16 protein-coding genes are annotated in these 22,417 nt (G+C 61.6%); 10 read left to right on the forward strand and 6 right to left on the reverse strand.

Annotated features, from left to right (window positions below):
• Positions 1–288: 288 nt before the first annotated feature.
• Complete coding sequence (locus tag DMB86_RS19515; protein WP_113719724.1) at positions 289–1,614, reverse strand: dihydrolipoamide acetyltransferase family protein; 1,326 nt, start codon at positions 1,612–1,614, stop codon at positions 289–291.
• A 427-nt stretch (positions 1,615–2,041) separates the two neighbouring features.
• On the opposite strand from DMB86_RS19515, the gene DMB86_RS19520 reads away from it, so the two are divergent.
• On the forward strand, positions 2,042–2,545 hold the full coding sequence (locus DMB86_RS19520) for an Lrp/AsnC family transcriptional regulator (protein ID WP_066281375.1): 504 nt from the start codon (positions 2,042–2,044) through the stop codon (positions 2,543–2,545).
• A gap of 725 nt (positions 2,546–3,270) precedes the next feature.
• Here DMB86_RS19520 and DMB86_RS19525 read toward each other — a convergent pair.
• Positions 3,271–4,185: a Rossmann-like and DUF2520 domain-containing protein gene (locus DMB86_RS19525; RefSeq protein WP_113719725.1), complete on the reverse strand. Its 915-nt coding sequence runs from the start codon at positions 4,183–4,185 to the stop codon at positions 3,271–3,273.
• Between the two features lie 617 nt (positions 4,186–4,802).
• Here DMB86_RS19525 and DMB86_RS19530 point away from each other — a divergent pair.
• Positions 4,803–5,459 carry a GntR family transcriptional regulator gene (locus tag DMB86_RS19530; protein WP_113719819.1) on the forward strand — a complete coding sequence of 219 codons (657 nt, stop codon included), beginning with the start codon at positions 4,803–4,805 and terminating at the stop codon, positions 5,457–5,459.
• A gap of 128 nt (positions 5,460–5,587) precedes the next feature.
• Here the strand turns inward: DMB86_RS19530 and DMB86_RS19535 are convergent, their stop codons facing one another.
• Entirely contained in the window at positions 5,588–6,706 is a 1,119-nt protein-coding gene (locus DMB86_RS19535) for a 3-isopropylmalate dehydrogenase (RefSeq protein WP_113719726.1), read from the reverse strand.
• A 397-nt stretch (positions 6,707–7,103) separates the two neighbouring features.
• Here DMB86_RS19535 and DMB86_RS19540 point away from each other — a divergent pair, with 397 nt between their 5' ends.
• The 7 genes from DMB86_RS19540 to pntB all read left to right on the forward strand — a co-directional run bounded on the left by DMB86_RS19540 (position 7,104) and on the right by pntB (position 15,777).
• Positions 7,104–8,573: an aldehyde dehydrogenase family protein gene (locus DMB86_RS19540; RefSeq protein WP_113719727.1), complete on the forward strand. Its 1,470-nt coding sequence runs from the start codon at positions 7,104–7,106 to the stop codon at positions 8,571–8,573.
• Complete coding sequence (locus DMB86_RS19545) at positions 8,570–9,352, forward strand: SDR family NAD(P)-dependent oxidoreductase (protein ID WP_113719728.1); 783 nt, start codon at positions 8,570–8,572, stop codon at positions 9,350–9,352. The genes DMB86_RS19540 and DMB86_RS19545 overlap by 4 nt, the downstream gene beginning before the upstream one ends.
• 63 nt (positions 9,353–9,415) lie before the next feature.
• A complete protein-coding gene (locus tag DMB86_RS19550) occupies positions 9,416–10,189 on the forward strand; it encodes a FadR/GntR family transcriptional regulator (protein WP_113719729.1) in 774 nt (257 codons plus the stop codon).
• Positions 10,190–10,451: 262 nt separating this feature from the next.
• Complete coding sequence (gene panC / locus DMB86_RS19555) at positions 10,452–11,336, forward strand: pantoate--beta-alanine ligase (RefSeq protein WP_113719730.1); 885 nt, start codon at positions 10,452–10,454, stop codon at positions 11,334–11,336.
• Between the two features lie 110 nt (positions 11,337–11,446).
• On the forward strand, positions 11,447–12,394 hold the full coding sequence (locus tag DMB86_RS19560; RefSeq protein ID WP_113719731.1) for a 1,4-dihydroxy-2-naphthoyl-CoA synthase: 948 nt from the start codon (positions 11,447–11,449) through the stop codon (positions 12,392–12,394).
• 339 nt (positions 12,395–12,733) lie between these two features.
• Complete coding sequence (locus DMB86_RS19565; RefSeq protein WP_113719732.1) at positions 12,734–14,293, forward strand: Re/Si-specific NAD(P)(+) transhydrogenase subunit alpha; 1,560 nt, start codon at positions 12,734–12,736, stop codon at positions 14,291–14,293.
• Positions 14,290–15,777 (forward strand): Re/Si-specific NAD(P)(+) transhydrogenase subunit beta, encoded by a 1,488-nt coding sequence (gene pntB / locus DMB86_RS19570; protein ID WP_418202340.1) that lies wholly within the window; start codon positions 14,290–14,292, stop codon positions 15,775–15,777. The genes DMB86_RS19565 and pntB overlap by 4 nt, the downstream gene beginning before the upstream one ends.
• 1,335 nt (positions 15,778–17,112) lie before the next feature.
• On the opposite strand, the gene DMB86_RS19580 is transcribed toward pntB, so the two are convergent.
• The 3 genes from DMB86_RS19580 to istA form a co-directional block, all read right to left on the reverse strand.
• Positions 17,113–17,766 carry a hypothetical protein gene (locus DMB86_RS19580; RefSeq protein ID WP_129545606.1) on the reverse strand — a complete coding sequence of 218 codons (654 nt, stop codon included), beginning with the start codon at positions 17,764–17,766 and terminating at the stop codon, positions 17,113–17,115.
• 681 nt (positions 17,767–18,447) lie between these two features.
• On the reverse strand, positions 18,448–19,239 hold the full coding sequence (locus DMB86_RS19585; RefSeq protein WP_113718970.1) for an ATP-binding protein: 792 nt from the start codon (positions 19,237–19,239) through the stop codon (positions 18,448–18,450).
• On the reverse strand, positions 19,236–20,792 hold the full coding sequence (istA, locus tag DMB86_RS19590) for an IS21 family transposase (RefSeq protein ID WP_113718971.1): 1,557 nt from the start codon (positions 20,790–20,792) through the stop codon (positions 19,236–19,238). Before istA ends, DMB86_RS19585 begins: the two co-directional genes overlap by 4 nt.
• A 712-nt stretch (positions 20,793–21,504) precedes the next feature.
• Here istA and DMB86_RS19595 point away from each other — a divergent pair.
• On the forward strand, positions 21,505–21,933 hold the full coding sequence (locus tag DMB86_RS19595; protein WP_113719734.1) for a hypothetical protein: 429 nt from the start codon (positions 21,505–21,507) through the stop codon (positions 21,931–21,933).
• Positions 21,934–22,417 lie beyond the last annotated feature (484 nt).

Consider the following 22,417-nt stretch of genomic DNA (forward strand, 5'->3'; position numbering starts at 1 on the left):
CGGCCACGTTTATGGGGAGCTTGCCTATGGACTTGAAAGTTCGATGGGATGAAGCGCTTCTAGCCCGAATCTTGGTTTACGAGCTGCCGGCTGAGTCCTTCGCCTTGGGAGCCAACGGATGCTGCCGTCGGCAACACTATTTGGCCCGCTGTCACACCCCTTTGGAGGGAGGGCCGATGTTGGCTGACTTCAACCCACGATCCGATCGGGATGGCCGGTCATCTGCCACTAGGGAGCGGCCTTATCATGGCGGCCGTACTCGGGATTTAGGTTGTTACCTGTGGTGGTTTAGAGCAGCGCCAGGCCGGGTTCTCTGAGGAGCGCGGCTGTGTCTGCTAATAGCTGTGAGCCCTGCTGTCCATCCATGATCCGGTGGTCAAAGGACAGTGCCAGCTGGAGGACGGATCGCGGCTCGATTCTTTCGCCTTTTTCGTCCTCTACGACCCAGGGGGCCCGACGAACTGTTCCTACCGCCAGGATCGCGGCCTCCCCTGGGTTCAAGATTGGTGTGCCGGTGTCAATTCCGAAAACGCCGATATTCGTGATCGTGACTGTGCCGTTGGTCATCGCCGCTTGTTCGGTCTTGCCCGACCTGGCTGTCGAGGCCAGGTCGCCGATCGCCGTCGCTAGTTCAGCGAGACTCAGGTACTGGGCACCCTTGATGTTGGGCACGATCAGCCCTCTCGGGGTGGCCGCCGCGATGCCCAGGTTGACTTCGCGGTACTGGATGATTTCCTGCGCGGCTTCATCCCACTTCGAGTTCGCCTCGGGCGTCCGCTGAATGGCCTTCAGGAAGGCGCCTGCCACGAAGGCAAGCGGTGTGAGCTTAACGTCCGCAAACTCCCTGCGGCGGCCTATTTCGGATTTCAATGCCAGCGTCCGTGAAATGTCGACTGTAACGAATTCCGTGACGTGCGGTGCTGTAAACGCAGACTGCACCATGGCAGCCGCAGTGTGTTTTCGCACCCCCTTGATAGGAATACGGATATCGCCGCCAGCGACCGGGTTTACTTGTGCCTTCAGGGCACCAACCGGGGTGTCGCTGGAACCATTGTCGCTGGCGCGTGCCCGGAGCACGTCTTCGCGGGTGCATATGCCGCCAGGCCCGGTGGGTTCTACGGCATGCAGATTGAGGCCAAGGTCTTTTGCCAGCTTTCTGACCGGCGGGCTCGCCTTTGGGCGCCGGGTTTCGGCAGGTGGCTGAACCGCTGAACTTTCCTGAACTTCGCTTGGGACCGTTCGGGAGCGACGTCGCTTACTTTGAACTTCACGTGCTCCATAGCCGACCAGGAGTTTGGGATCTTCCTCATCCGCGGTGGCTGTTGACTCTTGGGACGTTCCTGACCTGTCGGATCCGTCAGCAGGCTCAGGTGATGAAGTCGCGATGCTGATGATTGGCCGTCCTACATCAACCGTTTCCCCTTGTTCGGCCAGCAATTCGCTGACTTCACCTGCAAATGGGCAAGGGAGTTCAACCAGCGATTTTGCTGTCTCGATTTCTACGATGGCTTGGTTAACCGTGACTTGGTCGCCTTGTTTGACAAGCCAGGTGATGATTTCTGCCTCGGTGAGGCCTTCACCCACGTCCGGCAGGGCGAATTGTTTTACGATCATGGTTCATCTCGTCCGTTAGTAGTTGGAGCTGCGGTCAACCGCATCAAGGATTCTGTCCAGCCCGGGAAGCCACTCTTCTTCCAGCCTGCTTGAGGGTGGGCGTGACGTGCCGGTGACTCTGATTACTGGGGCCTCCAAAGAATGGTTGCCGCGCTATTCACCAGGGGCGGGATCTCTCCTCCGATTCCTGCGCAACGGGAGGCCCCGTGAGCCACCGCTAACCGCCTCGTCCGCTCTACGGAACTGATTCACGTCGGGGGCGATTACCAAAACCTCACACATGGGTGCCTCCTCATCTAATCGGTAGTAGTGCTGATTGATCTGATACCTAACCTTGAGATGTGCCTGCGGCTATGGTCAACTTATAAGCACTTAACTAAGCATCAGATGTAGATGAGGGAAACTTTGCGGGATTCAGCTGGACGAAATGATTAGTATCGATAGGCTCGACTCGGAGCTCCTGAAGAGGCTCGACAGCAACGCCCGTGCTGGTGTCGCAGACCTTGCCGCCCAGTTGGGCATCTCCCGCAACACGGTTCTGGCCCGACTCCAACGTTTGGAGAAGCGCGGTGTGCTCCAAAAATTCAGACCGGTTGTAGACCTCGAAGCAGCCGGAATCCCGGTGCAGGCATTCGTTGGTCTGGAACTCGATCAGCGGCAGCTGCGCAACGTCGTCATAGCACTCAGCCAGATCCCGGAGGTCCTTGAGGTAACGACCCAGGCGGGCAGGGAAGACCTCCTGGTAAGAGTGGCATCCGCAACACTCCAGGAGCTTCAAGCCGCCGCAGCGCGGATGGTCGATATTCCCGGCGTCAGGCACACGAATACAACCCTCACGGTGTCGACCCCCCTCCCCTATCGTGTCCAGCCGCTGCTTGACCATTTAACGAAGGATTTAGGTTGGGGACGTTCTACTCCACTCCCCGACTGACCCGGCTCTACTGCCGGGCCGAGGCGCGCAGATGCGGTTATTGCAGCAAGGGTGGGCATGCCAAGAGTCCGCCGTTTTCAAGGCCTTCCGCAAGCCTCTAATGCCAACGCCTGCTGAGCCGTTCGCGGCCCCCTGTCCGTATCTCTGCGGTGCCCAGCAGTCGGGACTTTCAGGGGTTTGATGTTTGAATCTCTGCCTGCTGAAAGCCAGCTTTCATGGCCCGTCTGCGGGAAGGCCCTGAGCCGCAGTAAGGCAGTTTCCCGTGGCCGCCGACCTATCAGGTCAAAATCTCCGTTTCGACGACGAAGCCGGCCGCGGCGCGGACCACCTAATGAGACCAGGGTGATACAGGATCGATGTGCTCGCTACGCCGACCGGGCTAGGTGGCGAGCATCGGTGTGCACTGTTCTTAGTGCTCGGGCGGCCAGGCGCCCTTGCAGTGGGGCGCCCGGCCGTCGCTGCGCCGGGAAGCAGAACGAGTGCCGCCAAACTTTTTCGGGTTTGTTTTCACATCCGTCCACAGGGCTGCTAGGTAATACGGCAGGGGTGGGCGATCGAGGCAGGGCCGTTGTAACCGTGACCTGCGAACCGAACTGGTCGGCTCCCAGAGCTTCCATCTCTGGATCCCCATTCCGCCCGGTTTTGCCTAAAAGTTAGCTGCAATGCCGACCGGAAGTCATAGAGTCGCCCGGCGCCGGACGATCGGCGAGAAAAACGCCACAGATTTATGACCCACCACTGGCATGCTGTGGCTCGGAACCGTTGGAGGGAGCGCCCACTGCCTGCCCAACCCGCTGTCTTACGTCTTCGGAGATTCGTCCGGCGGTTAGGGCAATATCCGCTCCGGCTTGGGACATTACCCCATACACGGGGAGGATTTCAGGCATTCGTTCCGAGAGGGCGCGGATATGCTCAGTCACCGTTCCGATGTCACCGCGTACCACTGGCCCGGTAGCTCCGGCGGCGCCTCGCACGAGTGCGTTTTCCAGCGCTGCCGCCAGCGCCGGGCGAAGCACTTCAGATGTGTCCTTAATCGAGATGCTTGCGAGCATGGCCGATGACTGAACAATCAGGGTTACCAGGTGATTGCTGGCATGGGTCATAGCTGCGTGGTACATGATGCGGTCTGATTCGTCGACCTTGAAGGGGATCCCGCCCATGTCCTGGACGAGGTTCTCTGCGGTCATCCGGTCCTCTGCAGTCACGGCAAAACGGGCACCGGTTATACGGCTCAGTTCGGTGTCCCGGTCTCCGCTGAAAGCCATTGCCGGGTGCAGCGCTATCGCCGCGGCTCCCTGCTCGCTCAGGGGGCCAAGCACAACGGCCCCATATCTTCCGCTGACGTGAACGACATTGACGCCGTGCCAGTCGTTTCCCTCCGCGGCCAAGGTCTCGACGAGGCCTTGCAGAACGTCATCGGGCACGGCGAGAAGTACCAGATCGGCTCCGGCGGTAGCTTCAGCAACCGTTGACGCCGCCTGGAAGTCCCCCAGTGTTTCCCGCGCCCCGTCTACGGCAGTTGGCGACGGGTCCCACACGGAAACCACAGTGTGGCCAGCGCGAACCAACGCCGTTGCGAGAACTATGCCGACTTTGCCAGCCCCAACCAGACCGATTGAGTGCTGGTGACCACTATGCACGGGGGTTCTCTTCGGACTTGCGTGAGTTTTCCTGAACGCGCCCGGTCATAGGGCGCATAATGCTTCGTTCGAGTTCCGGCGTCCCGTCGAGGACACCGGCGGCAGTGATCAGTGCCACTGTTACCTTCTTTCGTTGTTGGCGGGCGCGTTTCAGCCCATCAGCCAGCTCATGGCTATGTCAGGGAGGCGCCATCGCGGCGATCCTCCAGCGGTGCAGCGTCTCGGGCTAGAGCCCTCAAATGCGAAAATTGGAACACTTTGGATCCAGACGATTCACAAGACGTACGTTCCACTGTGCCGCGGCAAGCGAAACATGTCAATAGTCGCTGGAATCGCCGTGCCACATGCAATACTGCAGGATCAAGACATGAAACACCGCACATCCCAGAGGTAAGGCCGGTGAATTTCCTGGTCGGGCACGTTGTGGCGAAATGGCAGGGCGGTTGCTGGTTTACTGGTCGCGGAGCAGTAACTGGTTTCATGCTCGGTCGGCACGCTTCTGGCTCGACTAAGGTTGTATTAACGAAAGGTTGTGGGTGGTGGGCGGTTCACAGTCAATGCAGCGCGGTCGCGGTGACGGCCTCGTTGATGCTCCTGCTCGGCGCAAGGTCCCTTTGGTGGATGAAGTCACTGCGCTTCTGCGCGAGCGAATTTATTCGCAGCAGTATCCTACAGGGGCCTGGCTAAAGCAGGAGGAGCTCTCCGAGGAACTGGGCGTAAGCCGTACGCCTCTGCGCGAAGCTCTGCGGCGGCTGGAACAGGAAGGTCTGATCAAGTCTGACGCGCGCCGGGGAGTCAGAGTCATTTCAGGTGATGTCCAGACTTTGCTCGCGGCCTACGAACTGCGGGCTGTGATCGATGGCTTAGCGGCGCGATTGGCTGCGGCGACCGTCTCGGTTGCACGCCTGCGTGACCTTAGACAAGTCATTGCTGCGCAGCGCAAGGCTGTCGAACCATGGAACCCGCGGGGGTATTCAAAGCTCAATGTTGATTTCCACGAAATGATCGCGCAAATGACCAACAACGAGTTTGTGATTGCCCAGACCTCCATTATTCGGATGACAGCTCAGGTATTTGCCCCCGTTGCGATGATCGAGCCCAGCAGTGCACTTCGCGCCATCGATGAGCACACAGCAATTGTCGACGCGATCGAATTGGCGGATGGAGTCACGGCCGAGCGCCTCGCCAGGGACCATATCGAGAAAACGATCCATCAGCTCCGCAGCGGCGCTCCCCGGGAGTCCACAGCAGGATATTTACGAGCGCCTGCCTAGCTGACAGCGCCTTGGGTTGCGGAGTAGTAGCCGGACTGGCCAAACGGCTTGACCCGTCGGATTGGTTCTTTTGGTCCTGTACAGCAGGAACGCCAAATCTTGACTGGGTCCCTGCTGTACAGGTGGGGTCAGATCGCGGCCATCGCCGTCATGATGGATGTCTCCTCGATCTGGGAACTTATGCCCGTTTCGTCCGTGATTCGCTCAGCGATCCGATCGCCGATCTGCTCGGTCGTGGCCCCCATACCTGCTCCGGCCAAGGCCGGGAGTTCACCGAGTACCGAAGCCGCTGCGTTCTCCAGAGCCAGCGCTGCCTTGCCTTCGCCCAAGGATGCCAGGCATAGCGCGGCGGAGAGTACAGCCGCTGCCGGATTCGCCCATCCCTTTCCGGCAATATCAGGTGCGGACCCGTGGACGGGTTCAAACATGCTGGGTGCGGTGCCATCCAAGTTAAGGTTGGCGCTGGCCGCAACGCCGAGGCCCCCTTGGATGGTGGCGCCCAAGTCTGAAATGATGTCGCCAAAGAGGTTGTCGGTCACGATTACGTCGAATCGCTCAGGATTCATCGGCATGTGCTGGCACATTGCATCAGCATGGATGTAGTCAACTTCGACGTCATCGTACTGGGCAGCGTGCTCGTTGACGACGCTTTGCCACAGCTCGCCGGCGTGGACGAGGACATTCTTCTTGTGGCAGAGCGTCAGCTTACCGCGGCGTGCCCGTGCCAGCCGGAAGGCGTAATCGACGACGTCAGAGATGGCCTGGGCCGTGTTAACCGATTCCTGGAGAGCTACGGCGTTTCTGGTCCCGGCATGGACTGTCGAACCTCCGCCCACATACATGCCCTCGGTGTTCTCACGAACGACCACGAAATCGCAACGCCCCGGGTCGAGATCTTTGATTGGGGTCGGGACTCCGGGATAGAGGCGGACAGGTCGAAGGTTGACCTGCTGGCGAAGCTCGCGGCGCATCCTCAGGATCAAACCCCGTTCGAGGATCCCCGGGGTTACCCTAGGATCTCCCATGGCCCCGAACATTATGGCGTCGTGGGCCCGGAGACTGTCCATGGTGCCTGGGTCGATGAGTGTTCCCGTCTCGAGATATGCCTGTGCACCCAGCGGATATTCCGTCGTCTGCAGACCAAAACCGAAGCGGCTGGCCGCGGCGTGGAGCGCTTTGACAGCCTCCCTGTTGACCTCCGGGCCGATGCCGTCGCCGTGAATTATGGCCAAGTCATAAGTAGTCAAGAATATCGCGTCCTAATTAGTGAGGTTAGAGTCGGGCCGAAGCTCGTCGTCCCCGTGGGACGACATCTCTTGGTGATGCTCCGTCGGTGTTCGACAGCAAGGAGATTCAGCAATTAAAGAAGCGCCCTGCTCGGACTTTTCGCACATCCGAGGACTCACGGCTTCTTTGGATCCAGAGGCTCCATTATCCCGAGATGAACGACTTGCGTCAACAGTTCTTGCCATTTCGGTGACCGTTGCAGCTACGAATCCAAGGTCTAAGCGCAGTTTGATGGCGTGCGCGATTCGGTTTTTAACTGCTGCGCTTGACGTGAGACTGCTCACTAGCGCATCCTGTTAGGAGCTACCGGCCTTACCAGTGGCTACTAAACGAACCCCCGAAGGAGTGGACCGAACAGTGGGCCTCTTTAAACCCCCTTACCCCAATGGACTACCTATTGCCGGAGAATGGGTTACCGACGGCGTCGGTACGTCCACCATTTCGTTTCCCTACGACGGCTCCGAGGTGGCGCAAGCCCCGGTCGGCACAACCGACCACGCCAGAAAAGCACTGGATGCCGGCCTCACCGCTCAGCCGCTGGTCGCAGCGCTGCCTGCATCCACCCGCCGCCAGCTGTTGTTGGATGTCCGCCATGCCATTGAGCAGCGCCGCTCCGAATTCGAACAGCTCCTGGTGACAGAAACGGGCAAGCCGCTTGTGGATTGCCGAACGGAAGTAAGCCGCACCCTGTTCACCTGGGCCGCGGCGGCCGAGGCCATCTCCGCCCTCCATGGGGAGACGGTACCGCTGGATATTCAGGCGGGCGGCGAAGGGCTGATCGGGTACTGGACACGCAAGCCCATTGGCCTGGTTATCGGTATCGCCGGGTTCAACTATCCCCTGCTACTGGCCACCCACAAGATCGCACCGAGCATCGCCGCTGGATGCGCTGTGATCTGCAAGCCGGCACCCAACACGCCCTTGTCGACCTTATGGTTGGTCCACCTGATTCGTCAGTCTGCCCAGGCCCTGAATGTCACCGAGGACATTGTTCAGATGATCACCGGCGGCCCAGAAGTCGGGAGCGTCCTTACCAGCGATCCCCGGATCGGTGCTGTCAGTTTCACAGGTTCTGCAGCTGTCGGACACCAGATTGCGCGGGACTGCGCCCCGCGCAAGGTACTACTTGAGCTCGGATCCAATGCTGCACTGATTGTGGCACCGGATGCTGATCTGGATGCAGCAGCCGATGCCGTCATCCGCGGCGGCTTCTACGGCAACGGGCAGGCATGCATATCAATCCAACGCATTGTTGCTGACGAAAGCATCATCACTGATCTTTCCAAACGGGTGGTGGAGCGAATGGGAGAGGTGGTAGTCGGGGACCCCAGAAATGAACAAACTCGGGTAGCCAAACTCATCAACGAAGACTCAACCCGGCGGGTAACAGAATGGATTGACGAAGCTGTCAGCAACGGTGCCGAGATCGCCTTCGGCGGCGGAACCAAGGATGGACTTCTCGAACCCACCGTCCTCGTTGACGTCCCGTCCGGCGTAAAGGTTTGGGATGAGGAAATCTTCGGGCCAGTTGTGTGTATTCGCTCCGCGCCCGATTTTGATGCAGCCATAGACCTCGTCAACAAATCCCGCTACGGGCTGCAAGCGAGCGTTTTTACAGCCTCGCTTGCCAAGGCCTACCAGGCAATAGACGGGCTCGACGTCGGCGGGGTGATCGTCAACGAGGTCCCCGGCTACCGGAATGACACGATGCCCTATGGCGGGGTCAAGGATTCAGGAACAGGACGTGAAGGGCCCCGCTTCGCAATGGAAGAACTGACCGTAACCCGCATGGCCGTTATTCGCCCTGACAGGAGAACCGCAAAGTGAACTACAGCAACCTTTTTCGACTTGATGACCGCAAGTCCTTCGTACTGGGAGCCGGAAGCGGCATCGGCCGTGAATCCTCGCTGGCGTTGGCCGCCCATGGCGCCCACGTTATCTGCGCCGATCGAGACTTAGATGCGGCCAAGCACACAGCAAAGTTGATCGCGAACGAAGGGGGGCACGCCCAAGCGTACGAACTCGATGTTCTCGATACCGATGCCGTCTTCGCTGCCGCTGCCGATCACCCAGATGTGGAAACACTGCTCTTCACCGCGGCAACCAACGTGCGCAAGAGGCTGCTCGACTACTCCTCTGAAGAGTACGACCGCGTCGTAAACCTCAATGTCCGGTCCAGCTTTGACCTTATCCGCGCCTTTGGCGCCAACATGGTCCGCCAGCAGAAGGGGAGTATCATCGGGTTCTCTTCAGTGCGCCACTTGGTGGTCGAACCCGGACAAGGCGTCTACGCCGCCACCAAGGCAGCAACGGTGCAACTGCTCCGGACAGCGGCTGCAGAGTTTGGCCCGGCCGGCGTCCGGGCAAATGCTGTAGCACCAGGATGTGTTGACACGCCTTTGACCGATTCCATCAAGGCAAACCCTGAATGGTACAACGCTTATGCCACCAAGGGGGCGCTGGGGCGCTGGTCCCAGCCGAGCGAACTAACGGGCGCAGTCGTTTACCTGGCCTCTGACGCGTCCAGCTACGTGACCGGAACGGTACTGTATGTTGACGGCGGATGGACAGCAGTGGACGGCCGGTTTGATCCCCCAACCTCATAGGGCAGAGTCCCAAGACCGGGAGGTCTGAGAACACAAGGTGGAAAGAAAGGAAGGTGCGGAAGCGTGAACACCGAGCCATCGCAGCCCGGCCGCGCCTATCAGGTGATCGCTGGCCGCGTAGAGAGCGCTATCTTGTCGGGCGAATTGAAACCCGGAGACCGTCTCCCAAGCGAGCGGGAACTCGTGGAGCAATATGGCGTCAGCCGCCCAACGGTCAGGGAAGCCCTCCGGTTGCTTGAAAGCAACCATCTGGTCAAATCGCGCCTGGGCGACCGCCGCGGGCCCATCGTCCTCCCGGCCAGTTCCCACTCCTTACAAAAATCATTGACGAGGCTCACTTCCGGAGACATTGTCGGCTTCGCTTCTTTGCTGCAGTTCCGCATGATTATCGAGAGCGCTGCAGTTGTGCTCGCCGCAACCAATCGAAGCGAGTCGGAACTCCTGGAACTGGAACGCGCGAACGCACGCATGCGGGCCAGCGTTGAGTTAGGTTATGAGGATTTCAGCGCGGCTGACTTCGATTTTCACCGCATCGTGGCGCGTGCAAGCGGCAACCCTTTGTTGGAGCTTTCCGGGGAGGCCGTCCGTGAATCCGTCCTTAACCTCATCCAGCAACGCATCATCGATTCCGGAGACAGCCGGGGACAGATGTTGGCTTCGATCCGGCATCATGACGAATTACTGCATGCGATTCGGCATCGAGATGGCCGCCTAGCATCGTGGCTCACCCGGGATGGCTTGTTTTGGTACTACTACGATTACGTGGAGGAAAAGGAGCGGCCTGGGCTCCGGTCTCTGGCCGATGAAGTTCGTCCGGCAGAGAACGCCGGCAACTAACCGGCTGCCCTGCCTGCCCTTGCGGGACTCCTGCCAGGGGATGCCAAGAGCCGCGTATTCTGCTGTCCACTTGCTCAGTTCGCCCGTCAGGAATAGCGAGTGGCACCGTCAAAGACCCCTGCCTGCGGGCATGAGTTTGACGGGTACATCCAACCCTGAACTAAATAGTTGCCAGACCTGATTCCCACTGCTGTAGGGATCGCACCAACGGTGCTGAGGCGATGAAGGGAACAGGCGCGACCACTTTAAGGAAACCCCCAAAATGCAACAGCACGCATCACCTAGTGAGGGGCACATCACCGTTCACGAAAGTTCCTCTTCTCTCGCCGCCGCCGTAGCCCGGCTTCGCGCTGCAGGTCGGTCAGTCGCGCTGGTTACGACCATGGGCGCCCTCCACAGCGGTCATCAGGAACTAATACGCCAAGCCGGCTCCGACGGTCGGACTTCCGTGGTGGTGTCGATCTTCGTCAATCCGCTGCAGTTCGGGCCCCATGAAGACTTCGCCCGCTACCCCCGTGATCTGGAGGCTGACGTCGCTAAAAGCCGCGAGGCGGGTGCTGATCTCATTTTCGCACCCAGCGTGGACGAGATGTACCCGTCAGGTGGTGCAGGCGTAGTGACCATCGTCCCTGGGCCGCTCGGCGACGCGCTGGAAGGTAGAACCCGGCCGGGACATTTCGCAGGTGTTCTCACCGTTGTGGCAAAGTTCCTAAACATCGTAAGGCCAGACCGAATTTACTTCGGCGAGAAGGACTACCAGCAATTGGTCCTGGTCCGATCGATGTCTTCCGACCTCAATATGGGCGTAGAAGTGGTAGGCGTGCCCACTCGGCGTGACGCCGATGGGTTGGCCTTGTCCTCACGCAATCGCTACCTTACTTTCGAGCAGCGCACCGCTGCACTCGCTCTCTCCCAAGCCCTGAAAGCGGCAGCAGCAGCCGCCGGCGGAGGACCCCGCGCCTCGTTGGAAGCCGCTTATGAAGCGCTGGCTGCGCAACCAGAGGTGGTTCCCGATTACGTGGAACTACGAACGGCCAGCCTCGCTCCGTACAGCGGCGGTACGGATGCACGACTCCTGATCGCAGCGAGAGTCGGCACTACTCGCCTCATCGACAATGCTCATCTCAGTTTCCCTGAGACCTCCTAGCCACGGGCATTTGGAAAAGGCAAAAGCTGAATCTTACGGCTTCATATCAGCTGCCCGAAATCTACGTGGCAGCCCAACGCCATCAACATGATCAACACAACCAAGGACCTATGAGTAACGAAATCCCCGCCAAAGTATCTGACGTCTTCGATCCCGCCCAGTGGCGCGAGGTCTCGGGTTTCGATTTTCAGGACGTGACCTACCATCGCCAGGTGAAACGTTCCGCGGACGGCACCATCAAGGACCTGCCCGCGGTCCGGATCGCGTTCAACCGCCCCGAGGTCCGCAACGCGTTCCGCCCCATCACCGTAGACGAGCTGTACCGGGCACTAGACCACGCCCGGATGACGCCGGATGTAGCCACCGTCCTGCTCACCGGGAACGGCCCCTCCCCCAAGGACGGCGGCCACTCCTTCTGTGCGGGCGGAGACCAGCGCATCCGGGGCCGCGACGGGTACCGCTATGCCGACGGCGAGACCCAGGAAACCATCGACCCCGCGAGGGCCGGCCGGCTTCACATCATGGAAGTCCAGCGGCTGATGCGGACCATGCCCAAGGTGGTCATCGCGGTGGTCAACGGCTGGGCGGCCGGCGGAGGGCACTCGTTGCACGTGGTTGCAGACCTCACCATCGCTTCCCGGCAGCACGGCAAGTTCAAGCAGACCGACGCCACAGTGGGAAGCTTTGACGCCGGATACGGCTCGGCGCTGCTCGCGCGGCAGATCGGCCAGAAGTCCGCCCGGGAAATCTTCTTCCTGGCCCGTGAGTATTCCACTGAGGACATGGTCCGCGTGGGTGCCGTGAACGAGGCCGTGGACCACGAACGGCTCGAAGAAGTGGCCCTGGAATACGCGGCTGACATCGCCCGGCAGTCACCGCAGGCCATCCGGATGCTCAAGTTCGCCTTCAACCTCGCCGACGACGGACTGGCCGGCCAACAGGTCTTCGCCGGCGAAGCCACCAGGCTGGCCTACATGACGGACGAGGCGGTGGAAGGCAAGGAGGCTTTCCTTGAGAAACGCGACCCCGACTGGTCCCGCTTCCCCCACTACTTCTAAGGCAGGCGACGTCTTCGCAATGTAGCTGCATGCCTTGAGCCGGGCGGTGGGAGCGCTCCTGGTATGAAGCGGGGAAAGGGTTGCGAAGATGTCAGTCCGCCTCGCTACCTCACCGAGGCCCGCGGGAAGACAACCCCAAAGAGCTCGCCACCGTTTAGGACTTCAAAAGATTCCGTCGCCGGGTACGCATGCCCTTCGCAACAGGCACCCCGAAATCCGGGCCGGCCCCGGCGACGGATCCATTACGGGCGCTGCTTCATTAGGAAACAGTGACCCCGGCTTGTCTCCCGGCAATCGAAATCGAATTGGCCCGGCACCACATCTTAGAGAGAGCAATAAGTGACACGTATTGGCATTGTGGCCGAGTTAGGTCGCGAGACGAGGGTGGCGGCGACGCCCACCACGGTGAAGCAGTTGTTTGGGTTGGGCTACGAAATTGTGGTCGAGAAGGGCGCCGGGGAGTCCGCGGCGTTCCGTGATGAGGCGTATACCGAGGCCGGTGCCATGATCGTGGGTGCTGATGAGGCGTGGGGCAGCGACGTGGTGCTGCGAATCAACCCGCCTACCGAGGATGAGATCGGCCGTCTGGCCGAAGGTGCGACGCTGATCGGGATGTTGAGCCCCGGATTGCGGCCGGAACTGGTGGAGGCTCTGGCGGCCCGTCCAATCACAGCGCTGGCGTTGGACGCGGTCCCCCGTATTTCCCGGGCGCAGTCCATGGATGTGCTCAGTTCGATGGCGAACATCGCCGGGTACCGGGCCGTAATTGAGGCCGCGCATGAGTTCGGGCGGTTCTTCACCGGTCAGGTGACGGCGGCGGGCAAGGTCCCGCCGGCGAAGGTCCTGGTGGCCGGTGCCGGTGTCGCCGGTTTGGCGGCGATCGGTGCGGCGTCCAGCCTGGGCGCGATTGTCCGGGCGACGGACCCGCGTCCCGAGGTCGCTGACCAGGTGAAGTCCATCGGTGGGACCTACCTCAAGGTCGAGGTCGCCGAGGAGATGAAGTCCACGGACGGGTACGCGAAAGCCACGTCCGAGGCGTATAACGCCCGCGCTGCGGAGATTTACTCGGAGCAGGCCGCGGATGTGGACATCATCATCACCACCGCCCTGATCCCCGGGCGGCCGGCGCCGAAGCTGCTCACCGCCGACGATGTCGCGGGTATGAAGTCCGGCAGCGTGATCGTTGACATGGCAGCCGGGCAGGGCGGGAACGTTGAAGGCTCGGTCGCCGGCGAACGGGTGGTCACGGACAACGGTGTGGTGATCCTGGGTTATACGGATCTTCCGGCCCGGCTGCCGGCCCAGGCCTCCCAGCTGTACGGGACGAACATGCTGAACCTGCTCAAGCTCCTGACCCCGGAGAAGGACGGGGTGTTGCGGATCGATTTTGATGATGTGGTGCAGCGGTCGGTGACGGTGGTGCGTGAGGGTGAGAAGACCTGGCCGCCGCCCCCGGTCCAAGTCTCCGCCGCACCCGCAGTGAAGACGGATGCCGGAACGGCCGCCGAAAGTACGGCACCGAAGAAGAAACAGGGCCTTAGCGCTGCCGGCAAGGCAGGGCTCTTCGCCGCCGGCATCGCGGCACTGTTCGGGATCAACGCGGTCGCCCCGGCGCCGCTGCCCCAGCACTTCACGGTGCTGATGCTCTCCATCGTGGTCGGCTTCTACGTCATCGGCAAAGTCCACCACGCCCTGCACACCCCGCTAATGTCCGTCACCAACGCCATCTCCGGGATCATCGTCGTCGGCGCCCTGCTGCAGGTCACCTCGGACAACATCCTCATGCAGGTGCTCGCCGCCGTCGCGGTCCTGCTGGCCAGCATTAACATCTTCGGCGGCTTCGCCGTCACCCGGCGCATGCTCGCCATGTTCTCCCGCGGTGAGAAGGCACGTTCATGAGCGCCGCCACCGAAACAGCCGCAGGAGCAGCAGGAATTCTATCGAGGAGCCTTACCGTGTCCGACACCGTCTCCGGTCCATTGACCGCCGACTCCATCGCCGGCGCCGCCTACATCGTCGCGGCCCTGCTGTTCATCCTCAGCCTGGCCGGGCTGAGCAAACACGAAAAGGCCAAAGCGGGCGTGGTCTACGGCATCACCGGGATGGTCATCGCCCTCGCCGCGACCGTGTGGCTGACCCTGCAGGACGCCTGGGGTACCGGCCACGGCCTCACCGGCCTGGGCCTGCTCCTGGTAGCGGTGATCGTCGGCGGCGCCATCGGGCTCTGGCGCGCCCGGGTCGTGGAGATGACGGGCATGCCCGAACTCATTGCACTGCTGCACAGCTTCGTGGGCCTCGCCGCGGTCCTGGTCGGCTGGAACGGGCATCTCGAAGCCCCCGCGCTGTCTTCAGACCTGATGGCGATTCACCACGCTGAGGTGTTCATCGGCGTGTTCATCGGCGCGGTGACGTTCACCGGTTCGATCGTGGCGTTCCTGAAACTGTCGGCCCGGATGAGGTCGGCGCCGCTGATGCTGCCGGGCAAGAACGCGATCAACCTCGGCGCGCTGGCCGCGTTTGTGACACTCACTGTCTGGTACGTCAATGACTCCCAGCTGTGGCTACTGGTTGTTGTCACGGCGCTGGCTCTGGGGCTGGGCTGGCACCTGGTCGCCTCCATCGGCGGCGGCGACATGCCCGTGGTGGTCTCCATGCTCAACAGCTACTCCGGCTGGGCCGCCGCCGCGGCCGGGTTCCTGCTCAACAACGACCTGCTCATCATCACCGGCGCCCTCGTCGGCTCCTCCGGTGCCTACCTGTCCTACATCATGTGCAAGGCCATGAACCGGTCCTTCATCTCCGTGATCGCCGGCGGCTTCGGCATCGCAGCACCCGCCAGCAAGGGGGACACAGACCAGGGCGAACACCGGGAAATCACCGCCGAAGCCACCGCCGAGATGCTGACCAACGCCTCGTCCGTGGTCATCACCCCCGGCTACGGCATGGCAGTGGCCCAGGCCCAATACCCCGTCGCCGAACTCGCCCACCAGCTCCGCGAACGCGGAGTCAATGTCAGGTTCGGGATCCACCCGGTCGCCGGGCGCCTGCCCGGACACATGAACGTCCTCCTCGCCGAAGCCAAAGTCCCCTACGATATCGTCCTGGAAATGGACGAAATCAACGACGACCTCGGCGACACCTCCGTGGTCCTCGTCATCGGCGCCAACGACACCGTCAACCCCTCCGCCGCCGAAGACCCCGGCAGCCCCATCGCCGGGATGCCCGTCCTCAAAGTCTGGGAAGCCGAGAACGTCATCGTCTTCAAACGCTCCATGGCCGCCGGTTACGCCGGCGTCCAAAACCCGCTCTTCTACCGCGAGAACTCACAAATGCTCTTCGGCGACGCCAAACAACGTGTCGAGGACATCCTCCGCGCATTTTAACGAGAGAAGAGAATATATGTGCCGACGCGGGGTTCTTCCCAATGGCATCGGTCAGAAGGCGTCGCCCTCGGGCGTGCAGGAACCGGGCTTCCTGCGCAGAGGAAACACCAACACCCCGACGAAATGTCAACATTGACGAGGTTTCCGCGTCCACATGGGTCGGCCTCCACTACCGCCATGAGTTTCTGCTCCATCACAGCACGAACTGTTAGCCGCAACCCGAGGGACTGAGAAGCTCACGCGGAAGGGCGTTCGTGTGGAGTTTTGCAAAAGAAAACGAGTCGTCACAGGTGAGGACCCCACCGCAGCGACCCTGATCCTCTCGGTTTTGAAGCCTGGCGAGCCCTTATAGGTGAACGACAGTCGGAAGGCATTTCACCGGCGAACCTCGGAGAGTTCGTTAGTTGTAAGACATGCCTTTGCCTGGATCGGTCTTTGTCAGGTTGGCTACAGCCTAATTTGACGCCCCCTCGACCAAAGATCTAAAAGTCATTGGGTTCAAGCTTCAGAATTTAACCCGACATGTGTGGGTTGCGACCCAACGCGATATGCGACCGTGCATGCCGATCGACCTAGTAAAGGAGGACTCGTGTCCAACAGTTCGCATCCATTGGTAACCGGCGCTACCTTCCCAATAACGGGCGGCGACCTTATTCCGGGCACTGGGCTTCCTCTTTCTCTTGAAATCAACACTGTGGAGCAACCCCAGAGGACGGACGAAATGCTTGGCCGTGCCGTCAACAGACTGATACCCGCAGCTTTGGAACGCAGGCAGGGAATCCTCGTCATACAACGCGATTACGGAAAGTACACCGTTCGAGTAGACCCCGAAGTGCCATGCGGCACAATTCAGGAGTCCCGCCTTTAGAGGTCCTGCGAAGGTGAATTACAAGAACCTAGTTGCGCGCTGAGAAAAAAGACCTGCCCTCGATTTCGGCAGGCTCTCAGACTAGATTTAAGAATCAGATCTCAGCGCGATGAGCGGCTCGCCCTAGCTATGAGCTACACCCCAACCTGACGTCAGGCAACCAGGAAGCGGCCGCCAGAATAGGGTCTGAAAGGTAGTTCCTGTAGCCCCCTCCCAGCAGAACGAGGCAAACGCCTACGATGAGGCGGAGTACGCGGCTTATGAATCCCGCAACCGGGAGGGTTCTAATTCGGACTTGAGGGCTGCCGCGATGCTGTTGGGCGGGGTGCTTTTCGCTGAGGTCGTGGTTCCCTGGCTAAGCCGCGATGCAGGAACACCTTGGTGCCCGACGCGAAAAGGTTCCGCGACCAGGTGACCCGCCGTGAGTATGTCAGAGCCGGAAAACAAGGAAACCAAGGAGCCTGCGATCACTCCACGGTAGCCGCTGTTTCTGGTTCAACAGTGTCGTCTGGCTGCTGAGTCCGGCGCTGATTGTCGCGTCGAATGGCCCTATTGTCTGCCCATGCCAGAGAAATCTCCTGCCAGGGCGTTGGCTTGAGCCAGCAATACAGCGTGTCCTTCAAGATGGATAACAGAGGGATGATCTGACCGAAAACCATCAACGACCAGATCTGCAGGAGGGTGGCGGCATTCTGGCTGTGCTGAGTCATCGCGATGCTGTCGCTGCAGATTTGGCCGGTTGGTCTTTCTTGGCATTCCGCCGAGATTTCGAAGTCAAGGTTGTACCTTCGCAGTGCCTCCAGTGCCAGCGCCAGCAAAGCGAACGACGAGATGACCGCCACCGAGCCGTCAGTTCGTTGCTTTAAGTCTCCATGGACCAGAATGACCCAGGCCAAGAGCAACAGAGCCAATCCCAACGTGACCAACAGGATGCACAGCAGGAAGTTGCGGCCGTTTTCTATCCTGAGAAAAAAGAAGGCAGCCATCGCAAAAAGCCCCATAGCAACAGAAGTGAGGACAACCTTCCAGGCCAGGCTTCTAAAGTTTGCGGCATCTTTCCTCAACCAGCGCCAGCGAGATTCGCTGGCTTTCGATGTAGTCGCTGCATCTGTCTCCGCCATGCGTGGTCTTTTCCCGCTAGAGCAACAAGACCATACGCCCGGACATGACCGGACGACAAGGTAAGCATCACGCGTTCGGGCGGTGACCAAGATCCCATGTTCCGCACACATCAGGCAATGACCAGCGAAAGAAACTAACCATCACCGCGCCGGCTCCACGGGATCTGGATCCGACCCTGCCCGGTCTCGCGTGTCACGTCTTCGTTTCCTGCGCAGGATGGGCTCGCTCGTTCGGTGCCGTCCACACAGGAGGGTGCGTGCCTTCAAAGAGCAGTTCCGCGCGGTCTTTGAAACGCGGACACTTCGTACTGGAACTTGGGGAAAATTGGAGATGCGCGTTATATAATCCGTGCATCTGTAGGACCGGATTTCGGTGCTACCTATGAATCGAGGAAACGTTGCTAGATTACGCCGACGATACGCAAGTTGCTGACCGAGAACAGGAACTTGCAGAGGTGACGGCACGAGTTGCAGACCGCAATAAACATGAGGATGAGTTGGAACTCGAATCAATTTTGAGCATTTTGGACTAGTATGTCAACAGCAACTTTAAACTGACCGGTGGCGGCATGTTGGTTTGCCCGGTGGCGGCAAGGCGTTGACCGCTGGCGGCAGGTATTTTTGGACAGGGTCAGGCGCCCGGGGTGTGCCGGGTTGGTGGGCGCCTGACCGCGATGCGGGTTAGTTCATGGGGTGGGTTCCTTTCCCGTTTTGGGCTTGCATGAGCCGGACTGACTCGCCGCTGGTTTGGCACAGGTGTGCGTGGTGGAGGAGCCGGTCCACGGTGGCGGTGGCTATGGATTTGGGCATGAGCTCGTCGAAACCGGAGGGGTGGATGTTGGAGCTGATGGCCAGGGAGCGTTTCTCGTAGGAGGCCTCCACAACCCGGTAGAAGCCCTCGGCGGCGTCGGCGGAGACGGGCAAAAGGCCGATGTCGTCGATGCAGATCAAATCCACGCTGGTGGCGCGGGTGATGGCCTTGTTGACGCTGTCGTCGATGCGGTGGCGGCGCACGAGCGCGCCGAGGTCCTCCATGCTCAGCCAGGACACGGACATGCCCTCGTTGATGGCCTGCTGGCCCAGGGCCTCCAGCAGCAGGGTTTTGCCGGTGCCGGAGGGCCCGCACGCGATGAGGTTCTCCCGACGCCGCACCCATTCCAGGGTCCGCAGGAACGAGGTGGTCGCCGCCGGCAGGGTCGAGAGCGCCTCGTCCCAGATGTCGAAGGTTTTCCCGGTGGGGAATCCGGCGCGTTTGCGCCGGGTGGCGAGCATGGACCGGTTCCGGCCTGTTGCTTCGGCTTCGAGGAGCACGCGGACGACTTCGGTGGGATCCCAGCGCTGGGCCTTGGCGGTGGCGAGGACGTCGGCGACGACGGCGCGGGCGTGCGGCATGCGGGTGGTGCGCATCAGTGCGATGACATGTTCCACCCCTTGGTCGGCCCGCGGGGCGGGGGTGAGGGTGGTGGCGGTCATTCGGTGGCTCCTTCAAGGTCGGTGTCATCGCTGGTGCCCGGCTCCGCGGTGGTGCCAAAGCCGGACCAGGCGCTGGTGCCCTGGCTCAGCCACCGGCCCGGTTCGGTGACGGTGTGGGTCGCGCCGATGGTGCTGGGGGGTTCGCCGGTGGCGGTGTTGGTGATGATGGAGACCAGGTCCTCGTGGGTGAAGCGCTGGTGCACGGCGGCGGCCCCCAGGCCCTGGTCGACGACATCGTTGCCCATCACCTTGGCCAGGGTGGCGGCGCGTTCCATTTTGTGGCGGATCTTGTTGGTCCCGGCCGCGGCGGCCTCCTTGAGCCAGAGCGCCGCACCCGCGCCGAGGGCCAGGAACTCTGCCTCTGCCCTGTTCGTGGGCCGGATGACCCTTTCCAGGGCCCCGGCCGGGGCTGGCGGGAAGTGGTCGTCGTTGATCGCCGGGGTGCCGGGGCGGGTGCGGGCGTGCCGGGCGACCTCGACCGGGCCGGCGGGCCCGACGTGGACGATGACGACCTCGTCCTCGGTGCCGCGGACCCAGACCCGGTCGCCCATGAGGGTGTGCGGGACGGAGTAGCGGGAGTGTTCGTAGGTGACCATGGGCGTGTTCGGCGGGACCTGGCGGGCATGGCCGAAACTGGCCGTCACCGGCACCGCCGGGACGGGGTGCAGGCGGGGCTGTTCATGGAGGCGGAGCATGTCCTTGGGAATTTCCAGGGTCGCCCGGTGCACCGAGGAATTCACGTCCTCCATGAACGCCTCACACGCCGCTTCCAGCTCGGCGAAGGAAGCGTACTCGGGCAGCAGGTTGGTGTCCTTCGGGACGAGGTCGGCCTTGGCGATCTTGACCGCGTTTTCCACCCCGCCCTTCGAGGCAGGGTCCGCCGGCATGCAGGTCTGGATGGACGTGGAGTAGTGGCGGGCGAACGCGACGATTTGCGGGTTGCGGACCGGGATCCCGGCGATGTGCTCGATGGTGACGGTCTTTTCGTTGTCGGTGAGCACGTGGGTCGTGACGCCCCCGATGAGCCGGAACGTCCGATCCAGGGCGGCGAACACGCTGGGCATGGTCTTATCGCGCAAGGCGATGACGATCCGGAAGCGTGAGAACGCCAGCCAGGCCACGAACAAGACGGTCTTGACACCGTCCACGACGGGGCCGTCCCCGTAATCATATTCGACCCATAGGCCCGGCTCCGGGGACCAGGGACGGTGCACGCGCACGTTCTGCGCCCGGTATTTCGCCTTCAACTCCGCCACGGTGGTCCGGGTCGTGCGCTCACAGCCGGTGAACCCCAGGGCGAGGAGCTTTTCGTGGACCACGTCGGCGCGGATCTTCCCGCGGGACTGGTCGACCCAGGAAATCATCTGTCCCAGGTACGGGTCGGTGAGCCGCCCGCGCTGGCGGGCCACCGGCGCCGCGGCGCCCCCGTCGCGGGCCTTCACATACGACCGGACCGTGTTGTGCGAGACGCCGCAGATCTTCGCGGCGTCTCGGTACGACCGGGTTAAATCATAAGCAGCTAAAATTTCCATGAACTCTCCTGGAGACTTCACAACGAGCCCCTTCCTTCCCGCAATGCAGGTGAATGATCAACGATTGGCATCGCCATCTTCACCCGGAAGGAAGGGGCTCTCCCCGTAACGACACGAGGGAATGGACAAGGGAATCCCGGCAAACCCCGCCGCCGGCCGGCGGCGTAGAAATGGTCAAAAATACCTGCCGCCAGCGGTCAACGCCTTGCCGCGAACGGTCAATCAAATTTTCCGTCTCCGGTCAGTTTAGAGTTGCCGCTAACACCAGTCCATACATCCCGTGAGGACCTGGTATTCGCAGGCTCGCACCAGGTTATCGGGCGTCCGCTGCGCGGCCGGCTGCGGGGCGTCCGCTGCGCGGCCGGCTGCGGGGCGTCCGCTGCGCGGCCGGCTGCGGGGCGTCCGGTCCAGGCTCCGCAAGCTCCGCCCGACCCGACCGCCTGCTTTTACGCTTCGCGTTTTTTGGTTGCTGTCCTTCGGATCATACGTGGCCGCTCCACCCTGTCTAGCCCCTCCTTCGTCGGGGCCTGCGGGAGGGAATCTTAACTCCGGCGCTCCTGCGTCGCTTATTTCCTCCGCAAACATTCCCTCCCTTGCCCTGGCGGGTAGACAGCGCTCCGTCGGCCACAGCTCCGCAAGCTTCGCCAGCAACCAAAAAACAACGGGGAAAAGAAAGAGCAGCTGGCCAGGTTACGCCGCCCCTCACCCCACCCTCTGCAAAGGAACACAAACCATGAACGCATTGCACACCACGACCGTGACCACCGCCGACACCAAGGAGGTCATCGAAAACCTGCCCGTCCTCGGCGACTGGTACGGCGGCGACGGCTACGAGTGGATGGGCCGCATCGAGGCCCGCGGCTGGCACGTCATCGGCAGCTGGGGCTGTGACGGCTGGGACCTGGGGAGCTGGCCCTACATCATAGTCGCCGGGTTCCGGACCCGCGACGAGACCGGCGACTTGTGGGGCATGGCGAACTACTGCGAGGGCGACGTCACCACCACCTGGCACCGCACCCAAGCCGCCCACTGGGAAGCCATCAGCCACCACGCCCATTTCTACTGGCAAAGCGGACAGGCAGACGGCCCGGACACGCTCCCCGCAACGGCGGAAAAGATGCCGCTCGAATGGAAGCGCCCCTACGGCGAACCCGTCAGATAGAGCCCAGGCCGCCGGGAAAACCCCCGGCGGCCGCCGGCGCTGGCGCGCCGGGCCCTTTTGTGCTGGTTCGCGGCCGCTGCGCGTCCGTGAACCGAGGACCTGGTACTCGCAGGCTCGCACCAGGTTAATGGGCGTCCGCTGCGCGGCCGGCTGTGGGGCGGTCGGTCCGGGCTCCGCAAGCTCCGCCCGACCCGACCGCCTGTTTTTACGCTTCGCGTTTTTTGGTTGCTGTCCTTCGGATTTTACGTGGCCGCTCCACCCTGTCTAGCCCCTCCTTCGTCGGGGCCTGCGCCCGGGAAAACATGCTCCGGCGCTCCTGCGTCGCTTATTTCCTCCACACATTTTCCCGGCCTGGCCCTAAAGGGTAGACAGGCCTCCGTCGGCCACAGCTCCGCAAGCTTCGCCAGCAACCAAAAAACAACGGGGAAAAGAGAGAGCAGCTGGCCAGGTTACGCCGCCCCCTCACCCACACCCTCTGCAAAGG

The sequence above is a fragment of the Arthrobacter dokdonellae genome, assembly GCF_003268655.1.
Lineage (GTDB): Bacteria > Actinomycetota > Actinomycetes > Actinomycetales > Micrococcaceae > Specibacter > Specibacter dokdonellae.